This is a genomic window from Lysinibacillus sp. G4S2 (assembly GCF_030348505.1).
GTDB lineage: Bacteria > Bacillota > Bacilli > Bacillales_A > Planococcaceae > Lysinibacillus.
Map to the genome: position 1 here is coordinate 2175444 of NZ_JAUCFJ010000002.1, position 23450 is coordinate 2198893.

Sequence of the window (23450 nt, forward strand, 5' to 3'; positions counted from 1 at the left end):
CGGAGTCACCGTAGCAACTGTAACATCAACTGGCACAAAAGCATCTACTACTAGCTCTAGACATTCTTCATGGAAAACTTCATAAACAGGAGGCAAAATCATGGTTATGGAAAGTGCAATAAGTGCAATTATTCAGGTCATTTTATTTTCAGTTATACCGTTTATTTGGTGGTTTTTCTCAGGGAAAAAGGAACAATCATTTTTAGCATGGCTCGGCATCAAGAAGCCTGTCATTGAAAGTAAGGGTAATTATTTTGTATGGTTTTTAGTCATTATTGTTTTATTAGTCGTTCCACTTGCTACAATTACCTATTTCTACCTAGATAGTTCAATCTTAGCGTCAAATCGTTTTATAGGACTTGGCTTTTCAGCGCTCGTACCAGCACTGTTCTATGCAATTGTCCAAACAGGGTTATCGGAGGAGCTGTTTTTCCGAGGTTTTTTAATGAAGAGATTCATGCATAGGTTTGGTTTTCAAATAGGGAATATCATGCAAAGTTTACTATTTGGCACTATACATGGGTGGATGCTGTTTTCTTTTATTCCTTTTGGAGGTGTTGTGTTAGTTGTTATGGCAACTGGATTTGCAGGTTATTTAATGGGCTGGATCAATGAACGAAAATCCAATGGCTCTATTTTAACAAGCTGGAGCGTACATGGCATTGCTAATCTATTTGCCTCTGTTATGGCAATGTTTAATATGCTCTAAAGACTGACTAATTTGCATTAAATTGTTTTCGATTGCATAATAGCTTAGAGGTGTTTGAATGAAATTGATGGAGCACATTGTAAAAGGATGCTTATTTGTTGGTTTTATTTTGCTGGGAGGGCGTATTCTTACCGCAATATGCAGTTATTATAATATAGCATTACAACTTTTTTCGTTGATTATCATGTCGCCTCACTAATTATACTATTAATAGGTATTATAGGAACAGAGATCCTAAATAGACGAAAAAAGAAGGGACGAGCATAAATGACGGAATGGCCAAAGGGTGTAGCGAAGCCTGCTATACGTGCATTAAATGCGGCGGGGTATACACAATTAGAGCAATTGGAAAAGGTTGATCTTTCAACATTAAAAAATTTACATGGTATGGGACCGAAAGCGCTGGCGGCCATTGAAACAGCACTGAATGAAAGTAGGAAGCACAGTGAATAAGCTGACATTATTTTTGCTGGTAATGGTCGTCTATTATATTTTTGTTGTGTTCCTTATTAGTAAGCTATTTATTATTCCTATCATGAAGTTTATGGCACTTGTATTTTTCCTGGGGGCAGGCTTTATTTTTTCTCGAAAGATGCGAAGGAAACTACAGTAGGAGGAATTATGAAAATTACAAAACTAACCCTATTTTATTTGGTCGTTATTTTGGTTGCAATGGCGCTATCACTAGCTGGGGTTCGTCTATTCATTTCGCTCGGCATTATTGCCTTTATTCTGATCGCAATGATTTATAGACATATACATATTTTATTTCGAACAAATGATATGAAGTTGGTAGATAAGCTAGTAAAAGATCGTAAAAATGATCCTTTTTTTGCCTATCTTTTCGCTGCTGCTTATGGTACAAGGGAAGATCAGCTGCACTCATTAGAAACAGCCATTGAAAAATATAAGCAGCCAGCCATGAAGTATAACTGTAAATTTTTAAAGGCGATCATGGAAGAGAATTTAGAGGAAGCAAAAGATGCAGCTGATAAAATAAATAAAGAGCCTTTAACAAGCTATGCAAAATGTTATATCGCTGCGCTTGAAGGACGAACAGCAGATATGCGAAGCGATCAGCTTACACAGCAATGGATGCAGCCAGCGATTGAAGCGGTTTATGCATACAAGGTGAAGAATGAAGCCGCGTTTGAGCAGAATCAGAAAGAAAGCATTGCCTTTGCACGCGGCGTACAAAAATATGTGTTAATACATACCTTTGAACAGATGAAAATGGATCTATAATAAATATAGGCTACTTGATGCTAATTGGTGTCAAGTAGCTTATTTTTTAGCATAGAAAATTTACATTAATCATACAAATCTTGTTTACTCATTCGTCTAATAAAGTAAGAGAGGTGAGAAGATGGAGTTTGATGAGCTTTATGAACAATATTTTCAGCGCATTTATCAATTTATTTATTATATGGTCTCGGATCCAAGCTTAGCGGAGGATTTAACGCAGGAAACATTTATTCGGGTTTATAAAGGACATTTTAGAAACGAGGCTGCTATAGGCACTTACATAAGGAAAATTGCACGAAACCTAGTCTATGACACTTATAGAAAAAAAGCACTTATTAAATGGTTGCCATTTCAAAAAGAACATGAAAAACGGGAGACGCAATATGTCCCACATGATTGGATTATGCAGTCTGAGGATCGACGACTATTATATGAAGCAATTCAATTATTAAAGCCTGAATATCGAGAGGTTCTTATATATAGAAAAATTGAGGAGTTAAGTTTAGCCGAGACTAGTGAAATTTTAGGATGGTCTACAGTGAAAATAGCGAATACTCAGCGAAATGCTATGAAGGCATTGGAAAAAGTACTTGGAGGTGATGAATTTGGATTTAAACAATCGACTGAAGAAACTCAATAAATTACCGGAGGATCATGCTGTAAAAAACCGTATTTATAAACGCATCCAACATAAGAGGAAAAAAGACTTACCGCTATGGAAAGAGAGTGTTCTACTACTAACGATTGCCATGATTGCTCTATTTTTTATTATGATTCCACAAAATTCTTCACCTCCTCAAACCGCTGACCAATCCATCCAAGCAATATATAAGCATTTCGGAGGAAAAGAAGGGAAATTTTTTGCGAGAAGTTCGAGTTTATATATATCTACGGAAAAGGTTGAAGATACAATAGTTTATAACTTTTTTGAAGATTTAACTCAGTATGTTGAAGAGGCTGATGGAAAGTTAGGTAACTATATTACAGATGTAATCGTTGTTAGAGATCGCGAAGAAGAGCACTATCAGATTTCAGATACAGGCATGCTAAATGTTGATTCTGGCCAGTTTTTTGTTGGGAATACTGAAATGTATGATGATGTATTTGAAACGTTATATTCTGCAGATACAATAGCTTGGATGTTTTTCCTTCCACTTATCGTAGTAGTGGTAAATAAATTCTCTATGTACTATTATAAACGTCATAATCTAGAAGAATCTAATCCATTTAAGCATAATTGGTGGCTGTTTGTATTTGTACTTACAATGTTATCTGGCGTTTTTGCTTGGGCAACTTGGGTCGGTCCATTATATAAACCGTTAATGATTATGTTGGCGCTTTTATATGGTGTAATTATTTGGCATTATATAAAACGAGATGTACAGACATATTCCATATATAAAGTAGAAACAATCAAAATAAGTATTATTAGTGCAACAATTGTTGTTATTATTATGCTTTATTAACAGATTTATCATCAAATCCAAGAAAAAACACCTTTACTTTTTTGCATAGACAATCGCAAATGTAAAGGTGTTTTTAATGATATATCATGGCAGCGCGTTAGGGAGGGGTGTACCTTTAGTTACTGATTAATTATTCCTTTTTGCTCAACAAAATTCCTCGAATGATGCCAGTGATAAAAATTAAAAATATCAATGCCAAAAATAAATAAGCATGCCACTGCTGTAAAATACGATTATTACCTAAAGCAACTGTTAAGTCATTGAAAAGTGAATATGTAAAGTACAGTAGAATACTATTTTTGATCAGACAAAAGGTAATGATCCCATTTTGTCGCTGTACATGTGATAGAGTGGGCTTATTTTTACGTAGAATAGGATAAGCGGCTTTAATTTCTAAGTAGTGTAAAAGTAAAAATAGCATTAAGGCAATAAACGGTAAGTAAAAAATAGCGATTTTTGGTCCGAATTGTGCATGTTCACTCGAAAAGCTTTGTAAAACTGGTATAGATTTTGGGAGCTTATTGTATTGAATAAGCGTTGCCGTAATGGCAGCTAAATAAATGGTTGCGACAATCAACGTCAGCTGCTTACAAAAACGCGGTGTAGTTGTTTTTTGTTGTTCTAGCATTCATTCACCTCATTTTTCATCTTTAAAATACTATTCTGTTATACTGTATCATATGAATTGCATCATGTGTGTTATAGAAAGAAGGGTTGTATGGAATACTTATTGTTTTTACTTATAGGAATCATCGGTAACGTTATTGGAACGTTAGTTGGTGGTGGCGGATTAATTACATTACCGACGATGATGTTAATGGGGGTACCAGTCCATTCAGCGATTGGTGCAAATAAAGTTTCTAATATGGTAAGTGCCTTTTCAAGTTTCTATACGATTTTTAAAAGAAAAGAATTGTTATGGTCAGAAATGCGTTCAGTATTACTTGTTTCCCTAATAGGTGGTACACTTGGTGGTCTGTTTGCATCGTTCATGAGCAGTCAAACATTGACACTCATCGCTATTGTGTTATTAGGCTTTGCTTTTATTATGTCCTTTATCGGTGGGGCTGATTTTGGAGAAAAGGAAAGCTTTACAATGAATCGCAAAAATGGTCCAATACTTTTTGCTGTAGGGTTTTATGATGGGTTGTTCGGTCCTGGTAGCAGTACGTTGGCACTTTATACATATGCACATGAAAAAATCTCCTATATGAAAGCTGTAGGTCTGTCACGTGTTGGTGTTTTTGCGATGTGCTCAGGTGCCGCGATTACGTATATTGCAACAGGTAAAATTGAATGGTCAATGACAATCGTTTTAATGATTGGTTCAGTAATTGGTGCGCAAATAGGGATTATTCTAGCAAGGAAGGTTAAGGCAAATCAAGTAAAGCTATTGCTACGAATTGTTACGATTGTGTTGATACTACAGCTTGTGTACGACTTTATCAAACAAATATAGGGAGGCGATATCAATGTTTGAAATCACACCGTATCCATCTTTTTCGTGGTCACTGTCACGTCATAAAACGTTAACAAGCTGTGCGCGAAAATATGGCTATGAATATTATTTTTCTCATAACGGCTGGCTTAGTTATAATGTGGAGCCATATCATCAACATGTCTATCGCTTAAAAAAGCTTCAATCTATGCCAATTTTATTTGGGCAAATTGTCCATCATTTAATAGAGCAATCGATCAACGATTATTTACAAACCCGCAAAACGCCGACATTGGAAGAGCTAGTAAATCGTGCACGTGGCCAGCTTAATGCAGCTTTTATTGATTCTACACGACATGTAGATTTATGGAGGCATAAGCCTAATAAATTTTATATGATGCAGGAAATTTATTACGAAGGGAAGCTAAATCCTGAACTTGTACAGGACTATAAGGAGCGAATGACGGCTGTGTTTGACAACTTTCTGAACAGTGAAACGTTCCAGCAAATTACTGCACAAAAAGGCTCCTTACGAATCGGCGAGCCTGAACAATTTCGCTCCATGAAAATTGAGGGTGTTCAGGTTTTCGTCGTGATGGATTTTCATTATTATGATGAGATGGCAGACAAGTGGATTATTATCGACTGGAAAACAGGCGGGGAGTCCGATGATGATCGCCAACAATTAGCGCTCTATGCTTATTATGTTCAACAGAAATATCGTGTAACTCTTGACCAGATTGATGTCTATAATGAATATTTACTGACTGGTAAACGAAAAAAATACGCCTTTACAGCATTTGATATGGATAATATTTTACATACGTTTCAGCGGAGTGTGCTGGAAATGAAAAAATACCAAGCAGATATTTTCGCCAATGAACCAGTAGACGTTGAGGAGTTTGAGCAAACCCATGAAAAATGGCACTGTAAAGGGTGTAATTTTAAAGAATTGTGTGCTCAAAATTAATTGAAAAATGAAGTAGGAGACCAAAAATAAATTGTCAAACTTGCTTCATTATTAATGATTATAAGTACTTATGTGATCTTTATATTATAGTGACCTAATTGCCCTTGGATTGGTTTGAAATTGGATCCTTACCATAACATGTGGTTGATTTCCGTTCCGACTTGGCGCTTTGTTGCTGTCGCTACGCTTTCGCACAGAAAAAACATTTGTAGCTGTCGCTTCGCTTTCGCACATAGCAAAGCTTCCTCGGGGTGTCCAATGAGCCGCTTGGGCCAAGGATGATCGTTATAAAGACGTTATCATAGGATCTGATGCCATTCCTTTATTTGCTTGCTTCTTGGTCTCATCTGTGACGCTGTGAAGCCAAGGAGCCGCCCAGCCCCCACTATTGACTTGAAAAAACGTGATATCTGTTCGGAATATGTAATATACCAAACGGAAAGTACAAATAAAAAATGAAATACATAATAATGAAATTCATCCTAAAGTTGTAAACAATTTTTCGGATCGCGTTGGTAAAATAAGGTGTGTAATGAATTGAAGTCATGGATTTTAAAGGGGGAGTAATTTTGAATTACTATATTTGTGAAACATGTGGGGCGCAGTATGAAATTTCAATGGAAGAGCCAAAGCAATGTACTATTTGTTCAGAAGAAAGACAATATGTTAGTGTAAATGGGCAAACTTGGACAACTTTGGACAAAATGATTTCTTCTGAGATTTATAAAAATAACGTTATTCTTGAAGAAAATGGGTTGTTTAGCATTACAACTAGTCCAACATTTGGAATTGGACAAACAGCTTATTTAATTCAAGAACAGGGTTTTAATTTGTTATGGGATTGTATTTCATATATTGATCAAGAAACGATTGATAAAATAGAGGAGTTAGGGGGAATTGATGCCATCGCATTATCTCATCCTCATTATTATTCAAGTCAAGTTGAGTGGGCAGAAACTTTTAACGCACCAATTTATATTCATGAGGATGATAAAGAATGGGTTACACGAACTAGTGACAAGATTATTTTTTGGTCTGGTGAATCTCTTACTTTACAGAATGGATTAACTCTTTATCGTATGGGTGGTCATTTTAAAGGAGCCACTATACTAGAATGGAAAAATGGTTATCAACAAAAAGGCATATTACTAGTTGGAGATATCATTCGTGTAGTTGCTGACCAAAATTGGGTAACATTTATGTATAGTTTCCCTAATTTTATACCTCTTCCTGTTCAAACAGTGGAAAGAATCTTAAGCCAAGTAGAGGATCTACATTTTGAACGAATATATGATGCTTTTCTCCGGATTGTGAAAAAAGATGCAAAACAAGCTGTTCATAACTCAGCTGTAAGGTATATAAATGCTTTAGAGGGTAAGCTGTTCACTACTTAAGTTAATTCTACAGGGCGGATTAAGATAAATAAAAGTAAAAAGATCACTCGGTATGAAATGCACCGGAATTAGAGGTGCATTTTTTCTATCTAAATTTATATTTGGGAACTTTGGGGTTTAGTTCTCAGTTTCTACATTGGTACGTTTAGTTTGAGCAAATCCTTGATAAATAAAAATGGTAGAAGATGCAATTTTAAAAAATTGTGTGCGCAGTGATGACGAAGACACTCGAATGGTATTGCAACAGGGAATTTTGCCCAAATGAAAAATATAATGTATTATTACTTAAGATTACTATAAAAGAAATACTGACTATCTACGCAGCTCCTATTATTCTGCAAGTGAAGTAATTAAAGAATAACGATTGACAGAAGGAAGATAATAGTTAATGACAAATCTAATGTATGTATTTTGTTTAATAGTATGGGGTCTTAATTTTATTGCAGTGAAAATTCAAGGAACACCAGTAAGCTTAGAATTATCGTTGACCTATAGGCTAGTTATGACTGCAATTTTATTTACTGTACTAGTTTTATTTCTTAAACCAAAAGGGAAACCGAAAAGTAAAGATATACCATTTATCGTTGTGTTTGGTGTTTGTAACTTTGCTTTAAGCTATTTATGCTTATATTACGCAACAATTTTAAGCTCAGCTGCAATTGTAACATTAATCTTTTCATTGAAAGTGATATTGACTCCACTAGCTCTTCGAATTTTTTTGAAAGAGGAACTACATCCACGTGTTATATTTGGTGGAGTTCTAGGGGTATTTGGTGTATGTGTTTTAATTTATCCGACTTTAAGTAGTTTTTCTGGTTTAGAGGATTTAAAAGGCATTATGATTGCTCTTTTAGGTACGATACTTACAGCTATTGGAGATGCAAGTTCAGCAAGGAATGCCAAAGTAAAGATTGATCCAATCTATGCAAATGCAATTGGCTTTACTGTAGGAAGTATTTTAATGTTAATAATTGTATTGCTGCAAGGACAAAAGATTATGATTCCTACATCAATAACTTATATTTCTGCTTTATTGTACTTAACATTGATAGCATCTTTCCTAGCATGGCTATTTTATTTAAAGCTTGTTGAACGAATTGGCGGCGCAAAAAGTGGGTACATGGTGGCATTATTTCCGGTAATTGGAGGCATTGCTTCAGTTCTAATTGGTGAATCTCCGCTTTCAATATATTTGATAATAGGATGTCTATCTAGTTGTATAGGTGCTGCTATAGCTTTAGGATTTAGAATTCCAAGGAGAATTAATACGCTTGCTGATTAGGAGGTATATGATTAGACTAGCAAAAATGTACATGGTTATTTTGACATTTACACTCGGAATTGAGTTAGAAAATGGAGCGGAAGACCAAAAAGAGAAAACCTATATAAAATGTCATACCAAAACTAGGTGTGGCTTTTTATTTTTCTTCATATTTTTTGTAATTGTAATCCATGATAAAGGTAGATGGGAGGTGTTTACTTATGGAGTATGAATATAAAGTGAAGTTTTACTTTAACGAAGGTCGTGAAGAAGAATATAAAATCAAGAATAATATTGAACAGGAAACATTTACAGAAGAAATTTCTAATGAGTTCAATGAGAAATCTTGGTACTCATTTACTGAAACGGAAAATTATAAATCGATTTTAATTAGTGTTGAAAATGTTTACAAAGTAGTAGTAGAACAAAATATTTTAGAATTTGATTAATCTAATGTATGAAGTCACATCTTTTTAACAAGGTGTGACTTTTTGCTTTGATAAAGACAGGATTAATTTTTGAAAACGACTATAAGATTGTGTATGAAGAAGTACAACGTCAAAGTTATTCAAAAGTATCGAGCTCAAAAAAACATTTGTGAAGATTGATAAAGCGAAATTCAGGAAAATAGGGAGTGAGTTATAAGGCACCAATCTACGCAATGGAGAAGGAGACCAAAAAGAAACCTTAATATAAATCGTCAAATTGATCACTTGTAAATAACAAACTGGTTTTTAAGATAAATGGAAATATTTATCCAAATGAATCGAATTTGAGGTATTATTAAATTAACAGTGAAGATTAAAGATTTCTTATTGAGGAACATAAATGCTGGAGGGGTTTTATTGAATAATAAAATAGTTGGAATAGTATTCTCGTTAATATTCGGTAGTTTAGCCATTTTGCTAGTATTGATTCTTTTGTCTATTTCATTTTTTGGCCGAGAAATACTAGAAGCGTTTTTTGGGAATCCCTAGTCAATATTTATAATATTCCATTCCATTTCGGTATCTATTATGAAAATTTAAAAAAGAAAGAGACTAAAATATGACAGAGAAAAAAATAGTTCAAAAAGTTAAAGAAACTATTGATTGAATTGAAATTGGATATTTTGACACAGCTAAAAGTTATAGTTTTGATGAATACTATATGTATTTTAATGATGAAGATAAAGAGACTAGAAAATACTCATTATTAATTTTTATTTCAATGTTGGGGAATTGGTATAGTAAGTCTACTTTCGTATTTAAACCAGAAAAAGAACGGTTAAAATATAAAGATAAAATAACTAATTATTATAATTTTGAGGATTATTTACGTTCATTTATAGACCACTTTCAAAATATTGAAAAGGAATTTCCCTATATGTTTGAATATATAGTAAGTTTTTTAATTTTAATTGAAGAAGATAGAGGATTAAGCTATGAAGAATGGTTTCCTGAAATCAATTTAGAAATATTTAAAGAACTAAGAGAAAAAATTTTAATTCCTAACAGTAATGATACTATGTCAAGAAAATGGACAGGGAAAATTGAGATTTTGCTTTAAATCTAAGCGCGCTATCGCTTGCTCGCCTCACAAATAATTTAAGGGGCGTAACCCTTAAATTATTTGTGAGGTTAAAAGGGTTTAATTATATGACCTTAGTTTTTTGTGAAGTTTTGAAATATTGCTTTTCGTATGCAATGGGCGACATATAATTTGTAAAAGAATGGATACGCTTGTAGTTATAAAAACTAACGATGTATTCAATGATACTTTTCTTGGCCTGATCTCTCGTTTTATACTTTTCATGAAAAACTAACTCTCTTTTGATGACGCTATGAAATGACTCGATACATGCATTATCGTAACAGTTTCCTTTTCTACTCATACTTGTAATCATTCTGTTAGTTCGTAACACTTGTTGGTATTCCTTCGACGCATACTGGCTCCCACGATCTGAATGATGAATGAGCCCAGGCGTTGGAGTCTGAGTTCTGATTGCTCGTTTTAAGGCGAGGATCACTAATTCCTTTGTCATTCTCTCATCCATTGCCCAACCGATGATTCGTCTTGAAAACAACTCCATAATCGTTGCTAGATAGAGCCAACCTTCACTGGTCCATATATACGTAATGTCAGCTACCCACGCTTGTCCAGGGCGTTCTACTTTAAATTGTTGGTCTAATAGATTTGGATATACTGGTAGATTATGTTTTGAATTCGTCGTCGCTTTGTATTGTTTCACTGTTTTTGAGCGAATGCCTTCTTCTTTCATAATTCGCGATACTGTTTTTTGCGATACAGAGACTCCTTCTGAATTCAATTGTTTTGTAATTTTCGGACTACCATAATTTCTTCTTGAGTCCAAATACACTCGTTTTATTTGGCTGGTTAACTTTTCTTTCCGTTCTTTTTGATTACTCTTTGGTCGGTTCAGCCACTCGTAGTAACCACTTCTTGAAACACCTAATACTTCGCACATCTTTGCCACACGGAATTCGTGTCGGTGCTGTTGAATAAAGTTGTAAATTACTTCCGGTCTTTCGCAAAGATGCCCATAGCCTTTTTTAAGATGGCATTTTCCTCTTCTAGGTCACGTATTCTTTTTTCTAATTCTTTATTTTCCTTATCCTCAGGCTTTAAATTCCCACTACCAACAAATGCAACTTCGCCATCTTTACTAAATTTCTTTACCCAATTGTGTAATGTCTGTTCTGCAAGATCCAGCTCACGTGCAACCTCAGCAACTCTCTTGCCACTTTCAACTAATTGTACTGCCTCTAATTTAAATTCTTTGTCATAACTTTTTCGTTTTGTCATCTTAGACACTCCTAGTAAATTGTTAAGATTATTATACTTTATAAACTCCCAATTCTCTGTGTCCATTATTTAGACTAACATCAGTAATGTGGTTCAGGACCGCCATCCAATAAAGTACTTATTTAGAGAAGTTGGAATTGAACCATTCTTTTTAACGGATTTTTTTGAAGAATAAATTAAAGTGACAAGTTAAAATTAGAGTTCAAATACTATGAAAACAGGAACTGAAACGGACATGCTGTAAAGGATAGTATTATTCGAGCTTCATATTTGTAGTTGGGGTGTATATTACGATCCAACAATATAGAACAAACTAAAGCTCTGATATACTCAATTATTTTATAGTGGAAAGGAGATTTATTTATGGCTATATTAAAAGATTGTTCTAGTAAACCTGATTGTGAAGTTGAACTAAATATCAAATTAGTTAATGATCAGAGTGTAAAATTTCACGTTGATTTTCGCTATGGTCCTGCTTTTCCTGAGGTGAATACGGAAATCCTTTGTTTAAAAAGAGACTTCCTAAAGATGTTAGATGATTTACAGCATATGGATAATATCCATCTAAGTATGCTAGATTTTCATGACCCAGGATTGTGTATTTATAATATTCCTGAATATGGTACCTATCATGTTCCTGGATATGGGCTTTTTCAAATTCCTGAGCAGGAAAGACAAGAAAATGAGCCTCGTTTTAGATTAATTTTTGTTTTAGATGCTGGCGAGAAAAATCATTTTAGTGCAACGGAATGTGGACCAGCACTATGTATAATAGTGAAAATGGAACAAATTAAGGAATTTGTAGAAAGTTTGAAAATGGAGGTTTCTCATATTTGCGGAAAAAATTAAAAGGTGCTGCTCTATAGTCAAAAAAGCTACAGCAACAGCACCTAGTTGTTTGTTAGTGGAAATATTTGTCGACACGTTGGAGTACTTCGTCAGCAGAAAGACCATTCGCATCAATAACAGGCCCTGCCAGAACAGGATCGCTAATACCCATAATATCTCTGTCCTGCCCAGTGATTACACAGGCATCACATTTTTTTGCATCTTCTTCAGTACGAAGTTGAATAACTTCATAACCTTGTGCTTTTAAAGCATCTTCAACGTTTGTTAATGATTGTTCCACACCAATTATTCTAGACATTATTCTTCCACCTCCTATATGTAATGTGTCATATAGGATTGCTATTTATTCACTTAAAACGCTTTTTTGTTGGGATTAATAAATATCCAAAGCAGTGACATATAATATTAATAACATGAATTTGAATTTTAAATATGATCATCATCAAAAGTAGGGGATGACATTTGTAAACCGTATGCCTTTGGAAAGGAAATCAACTACACGTTATGGTGATGATCCAAAATATGGTGTAATGTAAAATGCTTTTCCATGACAGCGAAATTGTTTAGCAATATTATGAATACTTGGTTAGGGGGGATTCAATTTGGGAAGTCTAGGATGAAAATAATAAGTATTTTATTTATTATCGCATTTATATGGATTATTATGCTACTTAATGCGGGACCACCCAAGCCTAAGGTATTGTCAGAAGGTAAAGCGATACCAATAGTACAAGGTTCATATTGCTGGTAAAAATTTACAGGTACTAAATGTGTTGATAAAATCTCACTACCAGAAATTATTGCTCATAATAAAATTGCTCCGTTTTCTGTTTCACCTCAAAGTGAAATCAAAATCAATTTTAAGAAAAAAAAGGGATAATCCCAAAAATCAATTAATGACTTTTGAGACACCCCTGAATTTTTTTACTTATTGAGGAAGATATTCTTGGCCGTTTATTGTTAATTTAGAAGCAGAGATTAGAGTTTCTTTATTTGCTATAAAATATGGGTCTAAAATTTTGAAAAATTCGTCCCATTTTTCTTGAGCTTTTTCAGTTTCCTCTTTTTTATCAAGAGCTACGGCTTCTTCATAAAGCGGTTTTAATTGCTTTTTATCCTCTTCACTGATTTTAAACTCGTAGTCAGAAATGTATTCTTCAAATGTTACTGGCTTGATGAACTCGCTAATAATTTTATGGAATTCCTGCCATAGCTTATCAGACAACTCCACATCTTCCTCTTTATCTGCTTTTAGAGCATTTTCATAAATAGGTTTTAGTTTGGCTAAAGTTTCAGCAGGGATATCCAATTCCAATTCTTTTATTAACTCTTCAAAAGTTAGTGGTGGATATAGTTCATCTAAATATGGTTGAAGGGTTTTATAGAATTCTTCCAATTTATCGCTAGCTTTTTCTTCATCTCCACTTTTTTCAAGCTTCACCCATTCTGTATAAATAGCTTTAAGCTGTATATTATCGTTTTCTTTAATAACGATATTTTTCTCTTTAAATCCGAAGTCTTGCATATATTCTTCATAAGTTTGAGGTTGCCAAATAGCTAAATAATATGGCTTCGTAATTTTATGCATTTCTTCGTAAACTTTATTCATTTCCTCATATTTTTTATCGATCACTTCATCTGTTGCGTTTTTATCTAACTCAGCTGACACTTCTTTTTCTAGCTTCTTGATGTCATTAAACATTTTTTCTAATTTTGTTAAATCTTCTTTTGTTACCTCTTTAGGCAAATCTCTTTTATAAACTTCGAATGTGTAGAAATCTGAATAACTTTCTACAACGCTACCTTCTACAGAAATTTCCTGTCCTTCTACTAAGTTCATTTTTTCGATTTGCTCTGGAGAAAATTTATAGAAATTAACATAGTAATTTTTTCCATCAATTCCTTTTAGGTTCATTCCATCGCCATTGAGGTATTGAATAGTTCCTGTAATTTTTTGTTCAAGTTTAACAGTAATACTACTATCTGTTGTTTTTACTTCTTCAGCTCCTGCTTGAAGTGGTGTCAGAACAGCCATTCCTATTGTTAATGCAGATGCAAGCATCCAAGTTTTTTTAATCGGTTTTCTCATATTTATTTCTCCTTTTGGTTTCAAAATTAGTTGTTACCAATAATTAGACGATTTACCATTTGAAAAAGTTCATTATTTTAGAAAAAAAGTTAAAAAGAAAAAAAGATGAGTTGATGAAAAGACATATTGCATGATTGGTGCTTTAATAGTTGTATAACAAAAAAGTTTAAGCATTCTAATTTAAGTACAGACTTCACCATAAAGTCTGGGGCATGATGAATGTCAGGCATGCATTGTAGAGACTTTATAATTGACAGGTGGTGTGAACATGGGAGTCGCTGAAGTATTAACAATTGTCTTGGTAGTGTTAAAGCTTACAGGTGTTATTGCATGGTCTTGGTGGTTAGTGCTATTACCAGCAATCATATCCTTTAGTATTTACCTATTAATTTTTGTGGTAAAGATAATAACGGTCATAATTACTGCAATAGCAGTGAAAAAACGTAAAGAAGTGTAGGGAAAGGAGATAAATAACTTTGATTAAAGCGGTAATATTTGATTTAGATGGAACATTATTAGATCGTGATCAATCTGTTCGTGTATTCATTAACCAGCAGTATGAGCGATTAATGCCACATCTGTCACATATTTTAAAAGAGAACTTTGTTCAACGCTTTATTGAGCTGGACGATCATGGGTATGTTTGGAAAGATAAAGTCTACCAGCAATTAATCGAAGAATTTACTATTGAGCTTTCTCAGGAAGCGTTGTTAGAGGATTATTTACAACAATTTAAACATCATTGTGTTCCATTTAAAAACTTGCATAGCATGTTACACAATTTGAAAAAGCAAGGCTTAAAACAGGGTATGATAACGAATGGATATGGACAATTTCAACTAGATAATATACGAGCTTTAGGCATTGAAGATGATTTTGACGTGATTCTTATTTCTGAATGGGAAGGCATCAAAAAGCCAAATGCTGAAATATTTCATCGAGCACTATCCAAATTAGAGGTATCAGCTAACGAAAGTATGTACATAGGGGATCATCCTTTCAATGATGTGGAAGCTGCTAAAAAAGTAGGGATGGTGGCTATTTGGAAAAGAAATGATGGATGGCAAAGTGTTGAAGCGGATTACATCATGGATAATTTAATTGAAATTCAAGATATTTTAGTAGTTTTGCAAAAGACCAGGCATGATGATTAGGAAAAAAACGGGTTTATTATTGAGCGATAGAAGGATTTTTCGTTGCTATAATGCCAATGGATTTCCATTTTTACTGATTGTAGCGTAGGGCTACTCGACTCCTGCGGGAAAGCGAGTAGCCCGTAGCGGAAATCAGAGACTTCTAATTAGAGTGGATAAAAATGGTTAATCAAAAACCTAGCAAAAGACATGAAAAGACTAAAATTCATATTCCTTCTGATTTAGGAGATATTAAAAAGAAAACGAAATCAGGAGGCAATAAAATTTATTGAAGAAAATTAGCGTAAGTCTTTTATTATTTCTATGTATTCAAATCCATCATGTAGAGGCAATTACTACTGATTTAGGAAAGATCTATTTAGAGGGTGGAGAATATACAGAGGTTAATGAGGCGATTCAAGAATGTGAAGCGTTTCTTAAGCGTGACATAGCTTTACCAACACGACTTCCACCAATTGCTTTTACTCATGTTTTTGGGTCATTTGATCCTAAACATGTTCCACAATTATCAATCTATTATTTAGTGGAGAATGCTGGCCGTACACATTATACGCTAAATATAGTCGACAATGTGTATGAACGTTCATTTCCTAAAGACGCGAAGACAGTGAAATTACCAGATGGAAATGAAATGGTCTATTATAAACGCTCAGATTTTGTGCATTTTAATATCGTTAAAAATGATTTTCAGTACACTTTTACTGTAGATAAAGTCAGTGCTGACACTATTACTGTTGATGGCATGGTAAAAATAATTAATTCCATGAGATAATAGGGAAGGCCAGTTATTCCATATGTTGAATACTGGCCTTTTTGTAATACCTTATTTAGTTGTTTGATATGTTTTAACTGCAGGAGGAACATACGCTGCACATTTATCCAAAAGCGCTGCAACGTCTTTATCTACAAGTAGTGCTTCTCGATATTGGGCTTGTAAAAATTGTTCGTTTTGCATATGGTCAAATAATCCAATAAGTAAATCGTAATAATGATTGATATTTAAAATACCACAAGGTTTTTGCAGAAGGCCGATTTGATTCCATGTGAATACTTCGAAAAATTCTTCTAACGTACCAGGTCCACCCGGTAAAGCGATAAAGCCGTCAGCTAGTTCCATCATTTTGCTTTTACGTTCATGCATTGAATTAACGACAATTAGCTCTGTTAAATGCTTATGAGAAATTTCTCGTTCCTCTAACAAAGTAGGGATAACTCCAATCACTTTGCCACCTTCACGAAGAACTGTGTCTGCAACTGTTCCCATTACACCGACACTAGCTCCTCCATAAATTAAGGTAATATTACGTTTTGCTAATTCTTTTCCTAGAAGAATAGCTCCTTCTTTATATGCCTCAGAAGCACCGATGCTTGATCCGCAAAATACTGCAATACTATTCATAATCGTTCCTCCATATCTGATAAGTTTTTTCCTCAATTACGGTTAGTGAACAATAAGCGGGATTAAAAAAACTTACCGATTCACTTTTCACTTTTATAGTATAATTTAATTTTAAGAGGAAAGAAATGGAGGAAATAGAAATGGAATTAAATGAGTTTCAAAAATTCGTGAAAGATTACTACGATACACGTGGATGGTCTGATTTAAGTATATTTACGCGCATAGGCTTTCTTGCTGAAGAAACAGGGGAAGTAGCAAGAGCTATACGAGCATTGGAAATTGGTAGGGATCGACCAGATGAAAAGATTCAATCCTATGAAGAAAATAAGCAAGAATTAGTAGAGGAGCTTGGAGATGTTTTAGGGAATATTATTGTGATAGCTAATAAATATGATATTTCACTCGAAGAAATTTTCACAGCTCATCAGGAAAAGCTAATGGAGCGTTATAAAGCATAGAGATACATATGGAAAGGGGAAACATATGGATTATCAAGTAGAGATTTTGTTAGAAAATCACGATGACTTTACTACGTTTTTAAATACAAAGATTAGAGAGTACAACGATGAACATTCAGCGTATCATAAAGAAAGTAGACAAAAGGGTACTATTCTTCCGTTGAATTTAATCGTAACCGATCTTCAACAGCAATGGATTGGCGGTATTACTGCTGAGGTTTATTGGGGATGGGTGGAAATCAATAAGTTTTGGTTTTGTAAAGAATATCGTGGAAAAGGCATTGGTGGACAGCTACTAGCGAAGGCTGAAGAAACAGCTAAGCAAATGGGGGCAACAAAGGCACTATTAACTACATATGACTTTCAAGCACGCACGTTTTATGAAGCTCGAGGTTATCAGGTTGTTGGAGAAATAAAAGATTATCCTCCGGGAAGTAGCTATTTCACAATGGTAAAACATCTAGTTTAAGTTTTGAAAGGCTGTCCAATATTTTACCGCGACAGCCTTTTGCCACATATTAATTTATATCTCCTAAATAGATGGGAGTTACTTGACTGTTATTATACTGCTGAATATACTTTATTAATTCTTTCGGGTAAAGTTGATAGCTTGATAAGTCTTCAATCGATACCCATTCTAATCCGATTTGATGACTATCAGGATTTGTTGGTTGAAAGTTCGTTTCTTTTCCTCGTGCTAACTGACAAACAAAATAAAACTCTACTTGATGAGCATTGAAATCGAAAGAAGCATGCTCATGGTTTTTTCCAATATATTCACGAATAAAAAGTAGCTCTCCGATATCAACCGAACAGCCAATCTCTTCGATACATTCTCTTATCAAAGCAGCGTGAAAAGTTTCTCCATGCTCTTGCCCACCTCCAGGACAAAGATAAAAGTAGTCTTCGGTGTATTTATTTTTTGTCAGTAAAATTTTATCTTCTTCTATTATTAAAGCCTTAATGGAATTTCTAATATGCATGTATATCGCTCCTAAATTAAATTGGGTAATGAAAATATATGGCTTAAAGATGACTAAAAAAACTCCCGAATGTCAAACTTATAGAAAAGGGGAGATTTAATGTGTACTCGATGTCAAATTTTAAATTACTCGTTGAAAAGCAGGCAGAAATTGATACTATTTATCAAAACTGCGATACATTAATACAAAATACGGTAACGCCAAAATTAGATGCTGAAGTCAATACATTTCTTGATAGCATAAATAAAAAATTAACAGAACAAGGTTTTACAATAACAGTGACATCTACAGGACTGATTGCCAATTATAATGAAGCTGTTATTAATGTTGATAAGTCTTCGAAAAATCTAGAGGAGTGCTTTTTCATTAATTTAAATAATTATGCGGAGGATCAAGTTTCCATTGTGTTAGACATTTCGGATTCGAATATGACAAAAATATCTAATAATCTTGATGGCTATTCTGAGATAATCGAGCAAATGACCGATACGCTGAAACAAGCAAAAAGTCTTGAAGAAGCCTGTACTTCACCAAAGTTTATTTATAAAACTAAAAATAATGTCGTTTTAACTTCGGCGGACGAGGCAGTCAATTACTATTTTCAGTAAGAAGAAGCCACCCGAATAGATATAAAGGGTGGCATGAAAAAGAAGAGTTATTGAATATGTTTATTCCCGCTACAATAAGTTAAACAATAAACTTTCTTCCGAATATCAACATAATAATCGTTAAGATGAAGAAATATAGTGGCATAGTTATCAACGAACCATTATGCAGGAAACTCATCCCAGACGTTATAAGGCTAACGAGTAAATAATAGCCTAAGCTGAAAATCGCGCCAGCTGTTCCTATAACATCTTGAAAATTGACAAGTGCAAGGCTTAAACAGTTTGGTAGTGCAATTCCTGATCCTAATAACGTAATAAACATAGTCACTAAAATGCCTATTATTGAGACGATATTAGGGAGTGGTAAAGTACTAACGATTAGTAGTAATAGAGCACCGACCGTCATGACAAAAATGCCAAGATGAATTACTTTTTCTGGCTGATAATTGTTTACTAATCTTTTGGAAATCATAGCACCGATAATAGATGCAAGTGCTACAATGATGCCGAGAAATCCATAAAGTCCTGGCGATAATTTGAAGTGGTCAATAAAGATAAAAGGTGCTTCAGCATAGTAACTGAATAATACACCATTTATCCCTCCAATCAGCAATCCAAAAACAAGAACTCTTGGAGATGAAATAATGCGTTTCACTACTGGGAAAATAGCGATTCTTCTTCTCGTTGATTTATCTGTTGTTTCAGGAAGTCTAAAATAAGTATAAATAAACAACAAAATACTCATCGCAACGAGCACAAAGAAAACAGCTCTAAAACCAAGTGCTTGATCGACCCAGCCACCAATAAGCGGTCCCACTGCAGGAGTAAAGGCAATGACTGCAGAAATTTGAGCAAACATCGCATTTCTTTTACTGCCAGATACACTTTCTCGCAAAATGGTTTGTGTGATAATAGAGCCTGTCGCAGCTCCAAAAGCTTGTATAAATCTACTAACTAATAGAAATGTAATCGTTTCCGCGTAAAAACACATGAAACTGCCAATACCATAAAAAATTAAACCGGCCAACATTGCTGGTCTTCGTCCGCTTAAATCAGAAATCCATCCCCAACAAAAGACACCAATAGCAAACCCTATAAAATAAATACTTAAGGTTAACTGTACAGAGCTATTTGAAGCATTCAAGGCATCTGAAATATCAGGTAGAGATGGTGAATAGATTGTCTCGCTAATCTGTGGAAAAGCTACAAGAACAATCATTAAAAGTAAAGATGGTGCTGTATATTTTTTCAACTTATTGCCCTCCTACAAGCAAAATCTACTTCTTCAAAAAAGAGTAGACGTAGCTAGGGAAACGGCGGGACCATTATAAGTATTCGTTCATAAGATGTCATTTTCAATCACCTAAATATGCTTAAAGTAGGAGTGCATAGTCTAGCTACTAGTATATAGCATTTTTGCTTAGGATAGAAATAATTCCAATCATTAATAATATATTCCTTGGTTTCCAATTACGTTAGTTACTATCATAACGTGTGGTTGATTCACATTTCGATGAGCCGCTTCACTCGCAATGCTCGCTTCAGGATCCCATCTGTGACACTAATCCCCCAAGGAGTCGCCCAGTCTCCACTTCAATCAAATGACATATGTTATAACAAAATGCATCCTCAATTTTCGGTAATGAGTCAAAATTTTTGAAAAATTAGACTTGTGCATAATAGTGAATACATATAGAATGGAAACAAATGTTCTTAATTGTGGGGGGGAAGAATGACTACATATAAGCAATTAAAGTTAGTGTTATTCGATGCAAAAGATATTCCAGGATTAATTGCTCTATCTGACTCTGTCGGGTGGGATTACGATGAACTAGAAATTAGAACGGTTATGTTGTCGGGTAAAATATTTGGTCACAGAAATGCTGAGGGGAAAATCGTTTCAAGTGCTGCTATTATTGCTTATGATAGTAATTTAGTTTCAATTGGTATGGTCATTGTGCATGAAAATTATAGAGGTTTCGGTCTAGGGAAATTAGCTACTCAAAAATGTATTGACAGTGTTTCAGAGCATACAGCAATTATGCTCGTTGCAACGAAAGAGGGCGAACCGTTGTATAAGAAAATGGGCTTTACCACTGTAGATTATGTTCATAAATATATTGCAGATAATTATAGCGGGGAAAAAAACTTTGTTTCTCACGAGTGGTCAGTAGAAGATTTTCAAGAGGTGGACTTTGCTGCCATTGTTCGTCTGGATGAAGTAGCCTTTGGTGAAAAAAGAAGCAATTTTCTAAGGAACAGGATAAAACAATCTAAGCGTTGTATTGTTGTGAAAGATCATCAGGCAAATATTATAGGCTTTGGCATGTCTATTGCAGGACCTATCAATCTAATTTTAGGTCCAATTGTAGCTCCAGATGCACAAACGGCTACCGATATATTTGATACTTTAACTAAAGATCATAACGGGAAATTAAGAATTGATGTACCATCTGGTCATGCTGAATTTACAAAATTTTTAGAGCAAAGTGGCTTTACAGAGGCAAATACACCTCCAGTTATGATCCTTCGTGCTGAAAAAATGCCAGCAAGAAATAATACACTATTCGCCATTGCCGCTCAAATTTTTGGATAAAACTAATAAGGGCATCATTCAATTGGATGTGCTCTTTTCTTATTTTTTAAAGGATTTTAAAGGAAATAAAGAGAAATAGAAAGAAAGGGGGAGATCTGAATGTTTCCTAATTTAGAGACAGAAAGACTTATTTTAAGAGAGCTAACACAGGATGATGCAGAGAGCGTTTTTAAGTGTTTTTCTAATGAAGAAGTCACTCGCTATTATGGACAAGAGCCATTCGTAGAACTACAGCAAGCAGAAAAACTAGTGAAATACTTTTCAAAGAGCTTTGCTGAAAAAAGAGGAATAAGATGGGGAATTGAAAGAAAAGAAACGAAGGATATTATCGGGACAATTGGTTTTAACGTTTGGTCACCGATCCATAAACGAGCAGAAATCGGTTATGAAATACATCCTGATTATTGGAGAAAAGGATATACTTTTGAAGCGGTTACCGAAATAGTATCTTATGGCTTTGAACAAATGGGGCTGACTCGTATAGGGGCTGTTGTCTTTATAGAAAATGAAGCCTCAAATAAATTACTAACTAAAATTGGATTTCAACAGGAAGGGATTTTGAGAGATTATATGTATCAAAATGGCCAAGCGCACGATACTTTTGTCTATTCAATTTTACAAAGAGATCAGAAAGAGACTTTCCGCGATAAAAAGCCTATTAATCTATAAAAATATCATCTGTAAACACCGTTAATTGGAAAATAAACAGTAAATTAGATACAGTTTTGCCCTTACTTTTTTCGGTTAAATTACTAGTAAGAATATAAAAGTCTTATTAGTGGTGAAAAAGTAATATGTAAGGGGTTTTAAGTATGGAAATACAATATAGCACAGCTTATTTTGAAAAGTTGGATTTATTAGAAATTCTATATGCAGGGCAGGCAGCGTTAAAAGAAGCCATGCCAACGCATAACGTCAGCAGGCGTCAATTGGAGCGTTTTGAACAAATAGAAGCTGCAATTGCTAAGTTAAATAAGGAAATTCGAATACTTGAGCTAAACATTATCCAGTCCGTAGATTCTGCTGTAAATATGAAAGAATAATAAAATAAATAAGATGAACTCATGCAAAAAACAATTAATTGCATGAGTTTTTTGTTGAGAATATTAGCTTTTTGTAAAGTAGCTAATATTGAATACCAGGTACTCGATTTTATTTGAGTATTTGGTATTTTTTTGTTTCTGTACTTATTCTAATTTTTATTCGAAATGATAAAAAACTCAGCATTATTTTCTCCTTTTGACGTCCGATGATAAACATGTTACATAGTAAAATTAGTAAATTCATTAGTAATTTAAATAAAATATTCATTATTTGGCAAATATTTAACTTGACTGCGTTTTGAGAAGTATGTAATATGAAATAAACTTCACATGAAGTAAACTTCATATTTCGGAAGGGAGTATTGTATTGAAACGAAAGTTATTTCAAAGATTATTAACATCTTTCCTTGCGATAATGTTAGGTGTTATTAGTCTTTTGATGGATCCGGCAGACAAAATGACAGCAATCTATCTTTTCATTACGGGAATTATTATTTTGATTGTATCGATTACAATCTATTCAAGAAAATCAGAAAATGAGGACGATTTATCGAAAGAGTATGATGAAAGAGATGCTCTTATTGATGGTCATGCTTCAAATATAACTATGCAGTGTATAACGTCATTAATAATAGTGTTGCTATTTTTGAGTAATTTTATTGTATTATCTGTAAAAGCGGTTCTTTTACTATTAATAATCGCTCTTTTCATCTTCAATACTGTAACGAAATTTTTCTATGAACGAGTCCTTTAAAGGAGGGCGAACATGGAGAATAGAGTACGTGATTTAAGAAAACAGCATAATTTAACTCAACAAGAATTGGCTGATCGTGTAAGCGTATCTTCAAGGACGATTATTTCACTTGAGAATCAGAAGTATAATCCTTCTGTATTACTTGCCTATAAAATTGCATCGATTTTTAATCAATCGATAGAAGAAGTGTTTATTTTTGATGAAAATGACAAATAAGGAGATTATTTAA

At 34.0% G+C, this 23450-nt stretch carries 30 protein-coding genes; 23 read left to right on the forward strand and 7 right to left on the reverse strand.

Annotation, left to right across the window (positions count from 1 at the left end):
* Positions 1-100: 100 nt before the first annotated feature.
* From QUF91_RS11090 to QUF91_RS11110, 5 genes are all read left to right on the forward strand, one after another.
* Positions 101-709 (forward strand): CPBP family intramembrane glutamic endopeptidase, encoded by a 609-nt coding sequence (locus tag QUF91_RS11090; RefSeq protein WP_285396205.1) that lies wholly within the window; start codon positions 101-103, stop codon positions 707-709.
* A gap of 267 nt (positions 710-976) precedes the next feature.
* Complete coding sequence (locus QUF91_RS11095) at positions 977-1162, forward strand: helix-hairpin-helix domain-containing protein (protein WP_285396206.1); 186 nt, start codon at positions 977-979, stop codon at positions 1160-1162.
* 168 nt (positions 1163-1330) lie between these two features.
* Positions 1331-1954: a hypothetical protein gene (locus tag QUF91_RS11100; protein ID WP_285396207.1), complete on the forward strand. Its 624-nt coding sequence runs from the start codon at positions 1331-1333 to the stop codon at positions 1952-1954.
* A gap of 121 nt (positions 1955-2075) precedes the next feature.
* Positions 2076-2594 carry an RNA polymerase sigma factor gene (locus tag QUF91_RS11105; protein ID WP_285396208.1) on the forward strand — a complete coding sequence of 173 codons (519 nt, stop codon included), beginning with the start codon at positions 2076-2078 and terminating at the stop codon, positions 2592-2594.
* Positions 2560-3420, forward strand: coding sequence for a hypothetical protein (locus tag QUF91_RS11110; RefSeq protein ID WP_289417803.1), 861 nt, complete (start codon positions 2560-2562; stop codon positions 3418-3420). Before QUF91_RS11105 ends, QUF91_RS11110 begins: the two co-directional genes overlap by 35 nt.
* 130 nt (positions 3421-3550) lie before the next feature.
* On the opposite strand, the gene QUF91_RS11115 is transcribed toward QUF91_RS11110, so the two are convergent.
* Entirely contained in the window at positions 3551-4048 is a 498-nt protein-coding gene (locus QUF91_RS11115) for a DUF1648 domain-containing protein (protein ID WP_289417804.1), read from the reverse strand.
* 90 nt (positions 4049-4138) lie between these two features.
* On the opposite strand from QUF91_RS11115, the gene QUF91_RS11120 reads away from it, so the two are divergent.
* The 6 genes from QUF91_RS11120 to QUF91_RS11145 all read left to right on the forward strand — a co-directional run bounded on the left by QUF91_RS11120 (position 4139) and on the right by QUF91_RS11145 (position 10031).
* The gene (locus QUF91_RS11120; protein ID WP_289417805.1) at positions 4139-4879 is read left to right on the forward strand and encodes a sulfite exporter TauE/SafE family protein; all 741 of its coding nucleotides are present in this window, start codon (positions 4139-4141) and stop codon (positions 4877-4879) included.
* Between the two features lie 13 nt (positions 4880-4892).
* Positions 4893-5828, forward strand: coding sequence for a PD-(D/E)XK nuclease family protein (locus tag QUF91_RS11125; protein WP_289417806.1), 936 nt, complete (start codon positions 4893-4895; stop codon positions 5826-5828).
* A gap of 566 nt (positions 5829-6394) precedes the next feature.
* Complete coding sequence (locus QUF91_RS11130) at positions 6395-7222, forward strand: MBL fold metallo-hydrolase (RefSeq protein WP_289420056.1); 828 nt, start codon at positions 6395-6397, stop codon at positions 7220-7222.
* A gap of 388 nt (positions 7223-7610) precedes the next feature.
* On the forward strand, positions 7611-8504 hold the full coding sequence (locus QUF91_RS11135) for a DMT family transporter (RefSeq protein ID WP_289417807.1): 894 nt from the start codon (positions 7611-7613) through the stop codon (positions 8502-8504).
* A 200-nt stretch (positions 8505-8704) separates the two neighbouring features.
* Positions 8705-8932: a hypothetical protein gene (locus tag QUF91_RS11140; RefSeq protein WP_289417808.1), complete on the forward strand. Its 228-nt coding sequence runs from the start codon at positions 8705-8707 to the stop codon at positions 8930-8932.
* 700 nt (positions 8933-9632) lie between these two features.
* Entirely contained in the window at positions 9633-10031 is a 399-nt protein-coding gene (locus QUF91_RS11145) for a hypothetical protein (RefSeq protein ID WP_289417809.1), read from the forward strand.
* An 85-nt stretch (positions 10032-10116) separates the two neighbouring features.
* On the opposite strand, the gene QUF91_RS11150 is transcribed toward QUF91_RS11145, so the two are convergent.
* A protein-coding gene (locus QUF91_RS11150) for an IS3 family transposase (RefSeq protein WP_289417810.1) occupies positions 10117-11288 on the reverse strand; the annotation gives its coding sequence in 2 pieces (ribosomal slippage) (positions 10117-11027 and positions 11027-11288; 1173 coding nt in all).
* 363 nt (positions 11289-11651) lie between these two features.
* Here QUF91_RS11150 and QUF91_RS11155 point away from each other — a divergent pair.
* Entirely contained in the window at positions 11652-12137 is a 486-nt protein-coding gene (locus QUF91_RS11155; protein ID WP_289417811.1) for a hypothetical protein, read from the forward strand.
* A gap of 52 nt (positions 12138-12189) precedes the next feature.
* Here QUF91_RS11155 and QUF91_RS11160 read toward each other — a convergent pair whose 3' ends face one another.
* Both QUF91_RS11160 and QUF91_RS11165 read right to left on the reverse strand, forming a co-directional pair.
* Entirely contained in the window at positions 12190-12435 is a 246-nt protein-coding gene (locus QUF91_RS11160) for a YkuS family protein (RefSeq protein ID WP_285396217.1), read from the reverse strand.
* A gap of 630 nt (positions 12436-13065) precedes the next feature.
* Positions 13066-14250 carry a hypothetical protein gene (locus QUF91_RS11165; protein ID WP_289417812.1) on the reverse strand — a complete coding sequence of 395 codons (1185 nt, stop codon included), beginning with the start codon at positions 14248-14250 and terminating at the stop codon, positions 13066-13068.
* 244 nt (positions 14251-14494) lie between these two features.
* Here QUF91_RS11165 and QUF91_RS11170 point away from each other — a divergent pair, with 244 nt between their 5' ends.
* The 3 genes from QUF91_RS11170 to QUF91_RS11180 all read left to right on the forward strand — a co-directional run bounded on the left by QUF91_RS11170 (position 14495) and on the right by QUF91_RS11180 (position 16152).
* Positions 14495-14683: a transmembrane Fragile-X-F protein gene (locus QUF91_RS11170; protein ID WP_285396220.1), complete on the forward strand. Its 189-nt coding sequence runs from the start codon at positions 14495-14497 to the stop codon at positions 14681-14683.
* 19 nt (positions 14684-14702) lie between these two features.
* Positions 14703-15380, forward strand: a complete 678-nt coding sequence (locus tag QUF91_RS11175; RefSeq protein WP_285396221.1) for an HAD family hydrolase — start codon at positions 14703-14705, stop codon at positions 15378-15380.
* Positions 15381-15648: 268 nt separating this feature from the next.
* Positions 15649-16152: a hypothetical protein gene (locus tag QUF91_RS11180; protein WP_289417813.1), complete on the forward strand. Its 504-nt coding sequence runs from the start codon at positions 15649-15651 to the stop codon at positions 16150-16152.
* A 51-nt stretch (positions 16153-16203) separates the two neighbouring features.
* Here the strand turns inward: QUF91_RS11180 and QUF91_RS11185 are convergent, their stop codons facing one another.
* Entirely contained in the window at positions 16204-16779 is a 576-nt protein-coding gene (locus tag QUF91_RS11185) for an LOG family protein (protein WP_285396223.1), read from the reverse strand.
* Positions 16780-16919: 140 nt separating this feature from the next.
* On the opposite strand from QUF91_RS11185, the gene QUF91_RS11190 reads away from it, so the two are divergent.
* Entirely contained in the window at positions 16920-17237 is a 318-nt protein-coding gene (locus tag QUF91_RS11190; RefSeq protein WP_285396224.1) for a MazG nucleotide pyrophosphohydrolase domain-containing protein, read from the forward strand.
* A 25-nt stretch (positions 17238-17262) separates the two neighbouring features.
* A complete protein-coding gene (locus QUF91_RS11195; RefSeq protein ID WP_285396225.1) occupies positions 17263-17706 on the forward strand; it encodes a GNAT family N-acetyltransferase in 444 nt (147 codons plus the stop codon).
* A 49-nt stretch (positions 17707-17755) separates the two neighbouring features.
* Here the strand turns inward: QUF91_RS11195 and QUF91_RS11200 are convergent, their stop codons facing one another.
* Complete coding sequence (locus QUF91_RS11200) at positions 17756-18220, reverse strand: NUDIX domain-containing protein (protein WP_289417814.1); 465 nt, start codon at positions 18218-18220, stop codon at positions 17756-17758.
* 110 nt (positions 18221-18330) lie between these two features.
* On the opposite strand from QUF91_RS11200, the gene QUF91_RS11205 reads away from it, so the two are divergent.
* On the forward strand, positions 18331-18828 hold the full coding sequence (locus QUF91_RS11205; protein ID WP_285396227.1) for a hypothetical protein: 498 nt from the start codon (positions 18331-18333) through the stop codon (positions 18826-18828).
* Between the two features lie 79 nt (positions 18829-18907).
* Here the strand turns inward: QUF91_RS11205 and QUF91_RS11210 are convergent, their stop codons facing one another.
* Positions 18908-20080, reverse strand: coding sequence for a multidrug effflux MFS transporter (locus QUF91_RS11210; RefSeq protein ID WP_289417815.1), 1173 nt, complete (start codon positions 20078-20080; stop codon positions 18908-18910).
* Positions 20081-20560: 480 nt separating this feature from the next.
* Here QUF91_RS11210 and QUF91_RS11215 point away from each other — a divergent pair, with 480 nt between their 5' ends.
* The 5 genes from QUF91_RS11215 to QUF91_RS11235 all read left to right on the forward strand — a co-directional run bounded on the left by QUF91_RS11215 (position 20561) and on the right by QUF91_RS11235 (position 23437).
* The gene (locus QUF91_RS11215) at positions 20561-21424 is read left to right on the forward strand and encodes a GNAT family N-acetyltransferase (RefSeq protein WP_289417816.1); all 864 of its coding nucleotides are present in this window, start codon (positions 20561-20563) and stop codon (positions 21422-21424) included.
* 99 nt (positions 21425-21523) lie between these two features.
* The gene (locus QUF91_RS11220; RefSeq protein ID WP_285396230.1) at positions 21524-22093 is read left to right on the forward strand and encodes a GNAT family N-acetyltransferase; all 570 of its coding nucleotides are present in this window, start codon (positions 21524-21526) and stop codon (positions 22091-22093) included.
* Positions 22094-22236: 143 nt separating this feature from the next.
* Positions 22237-22467, forward strand: coding sequence for a hypothetical protein (locus QUF91_RS11225; protein ID WP_285396231.1), 231 nt, complete (start codon positions 22237-22239; stop codon positions 22465-22467).
* A 367-nt stretch (positions 22468-22834) separates the two neighbouring features.
* Entirely contained in the window at positions 22835-23221 is a 387-nt protein-coding gene (locus QUF91_RS11230) for a DUF2178 domain-containing protein (RefSeq protein ID WP_285396232.1), read from the forward strand.
* 12 nt (positions 23222-23233) lie between these two features.
* Positions 23234-23437 (forward strand): helix-turn-helix transcriptional regulator, encoded by a 204-nt coding sequence (locus tag QUF91_RS11235; RefSeq protein ID WP_068985171.1) that lies wholly within the window; start codon positions 23234-23236, stop codon positions 23435-23437.
* Positions 23438-23450: the final 13 nt, after the last annotated feature.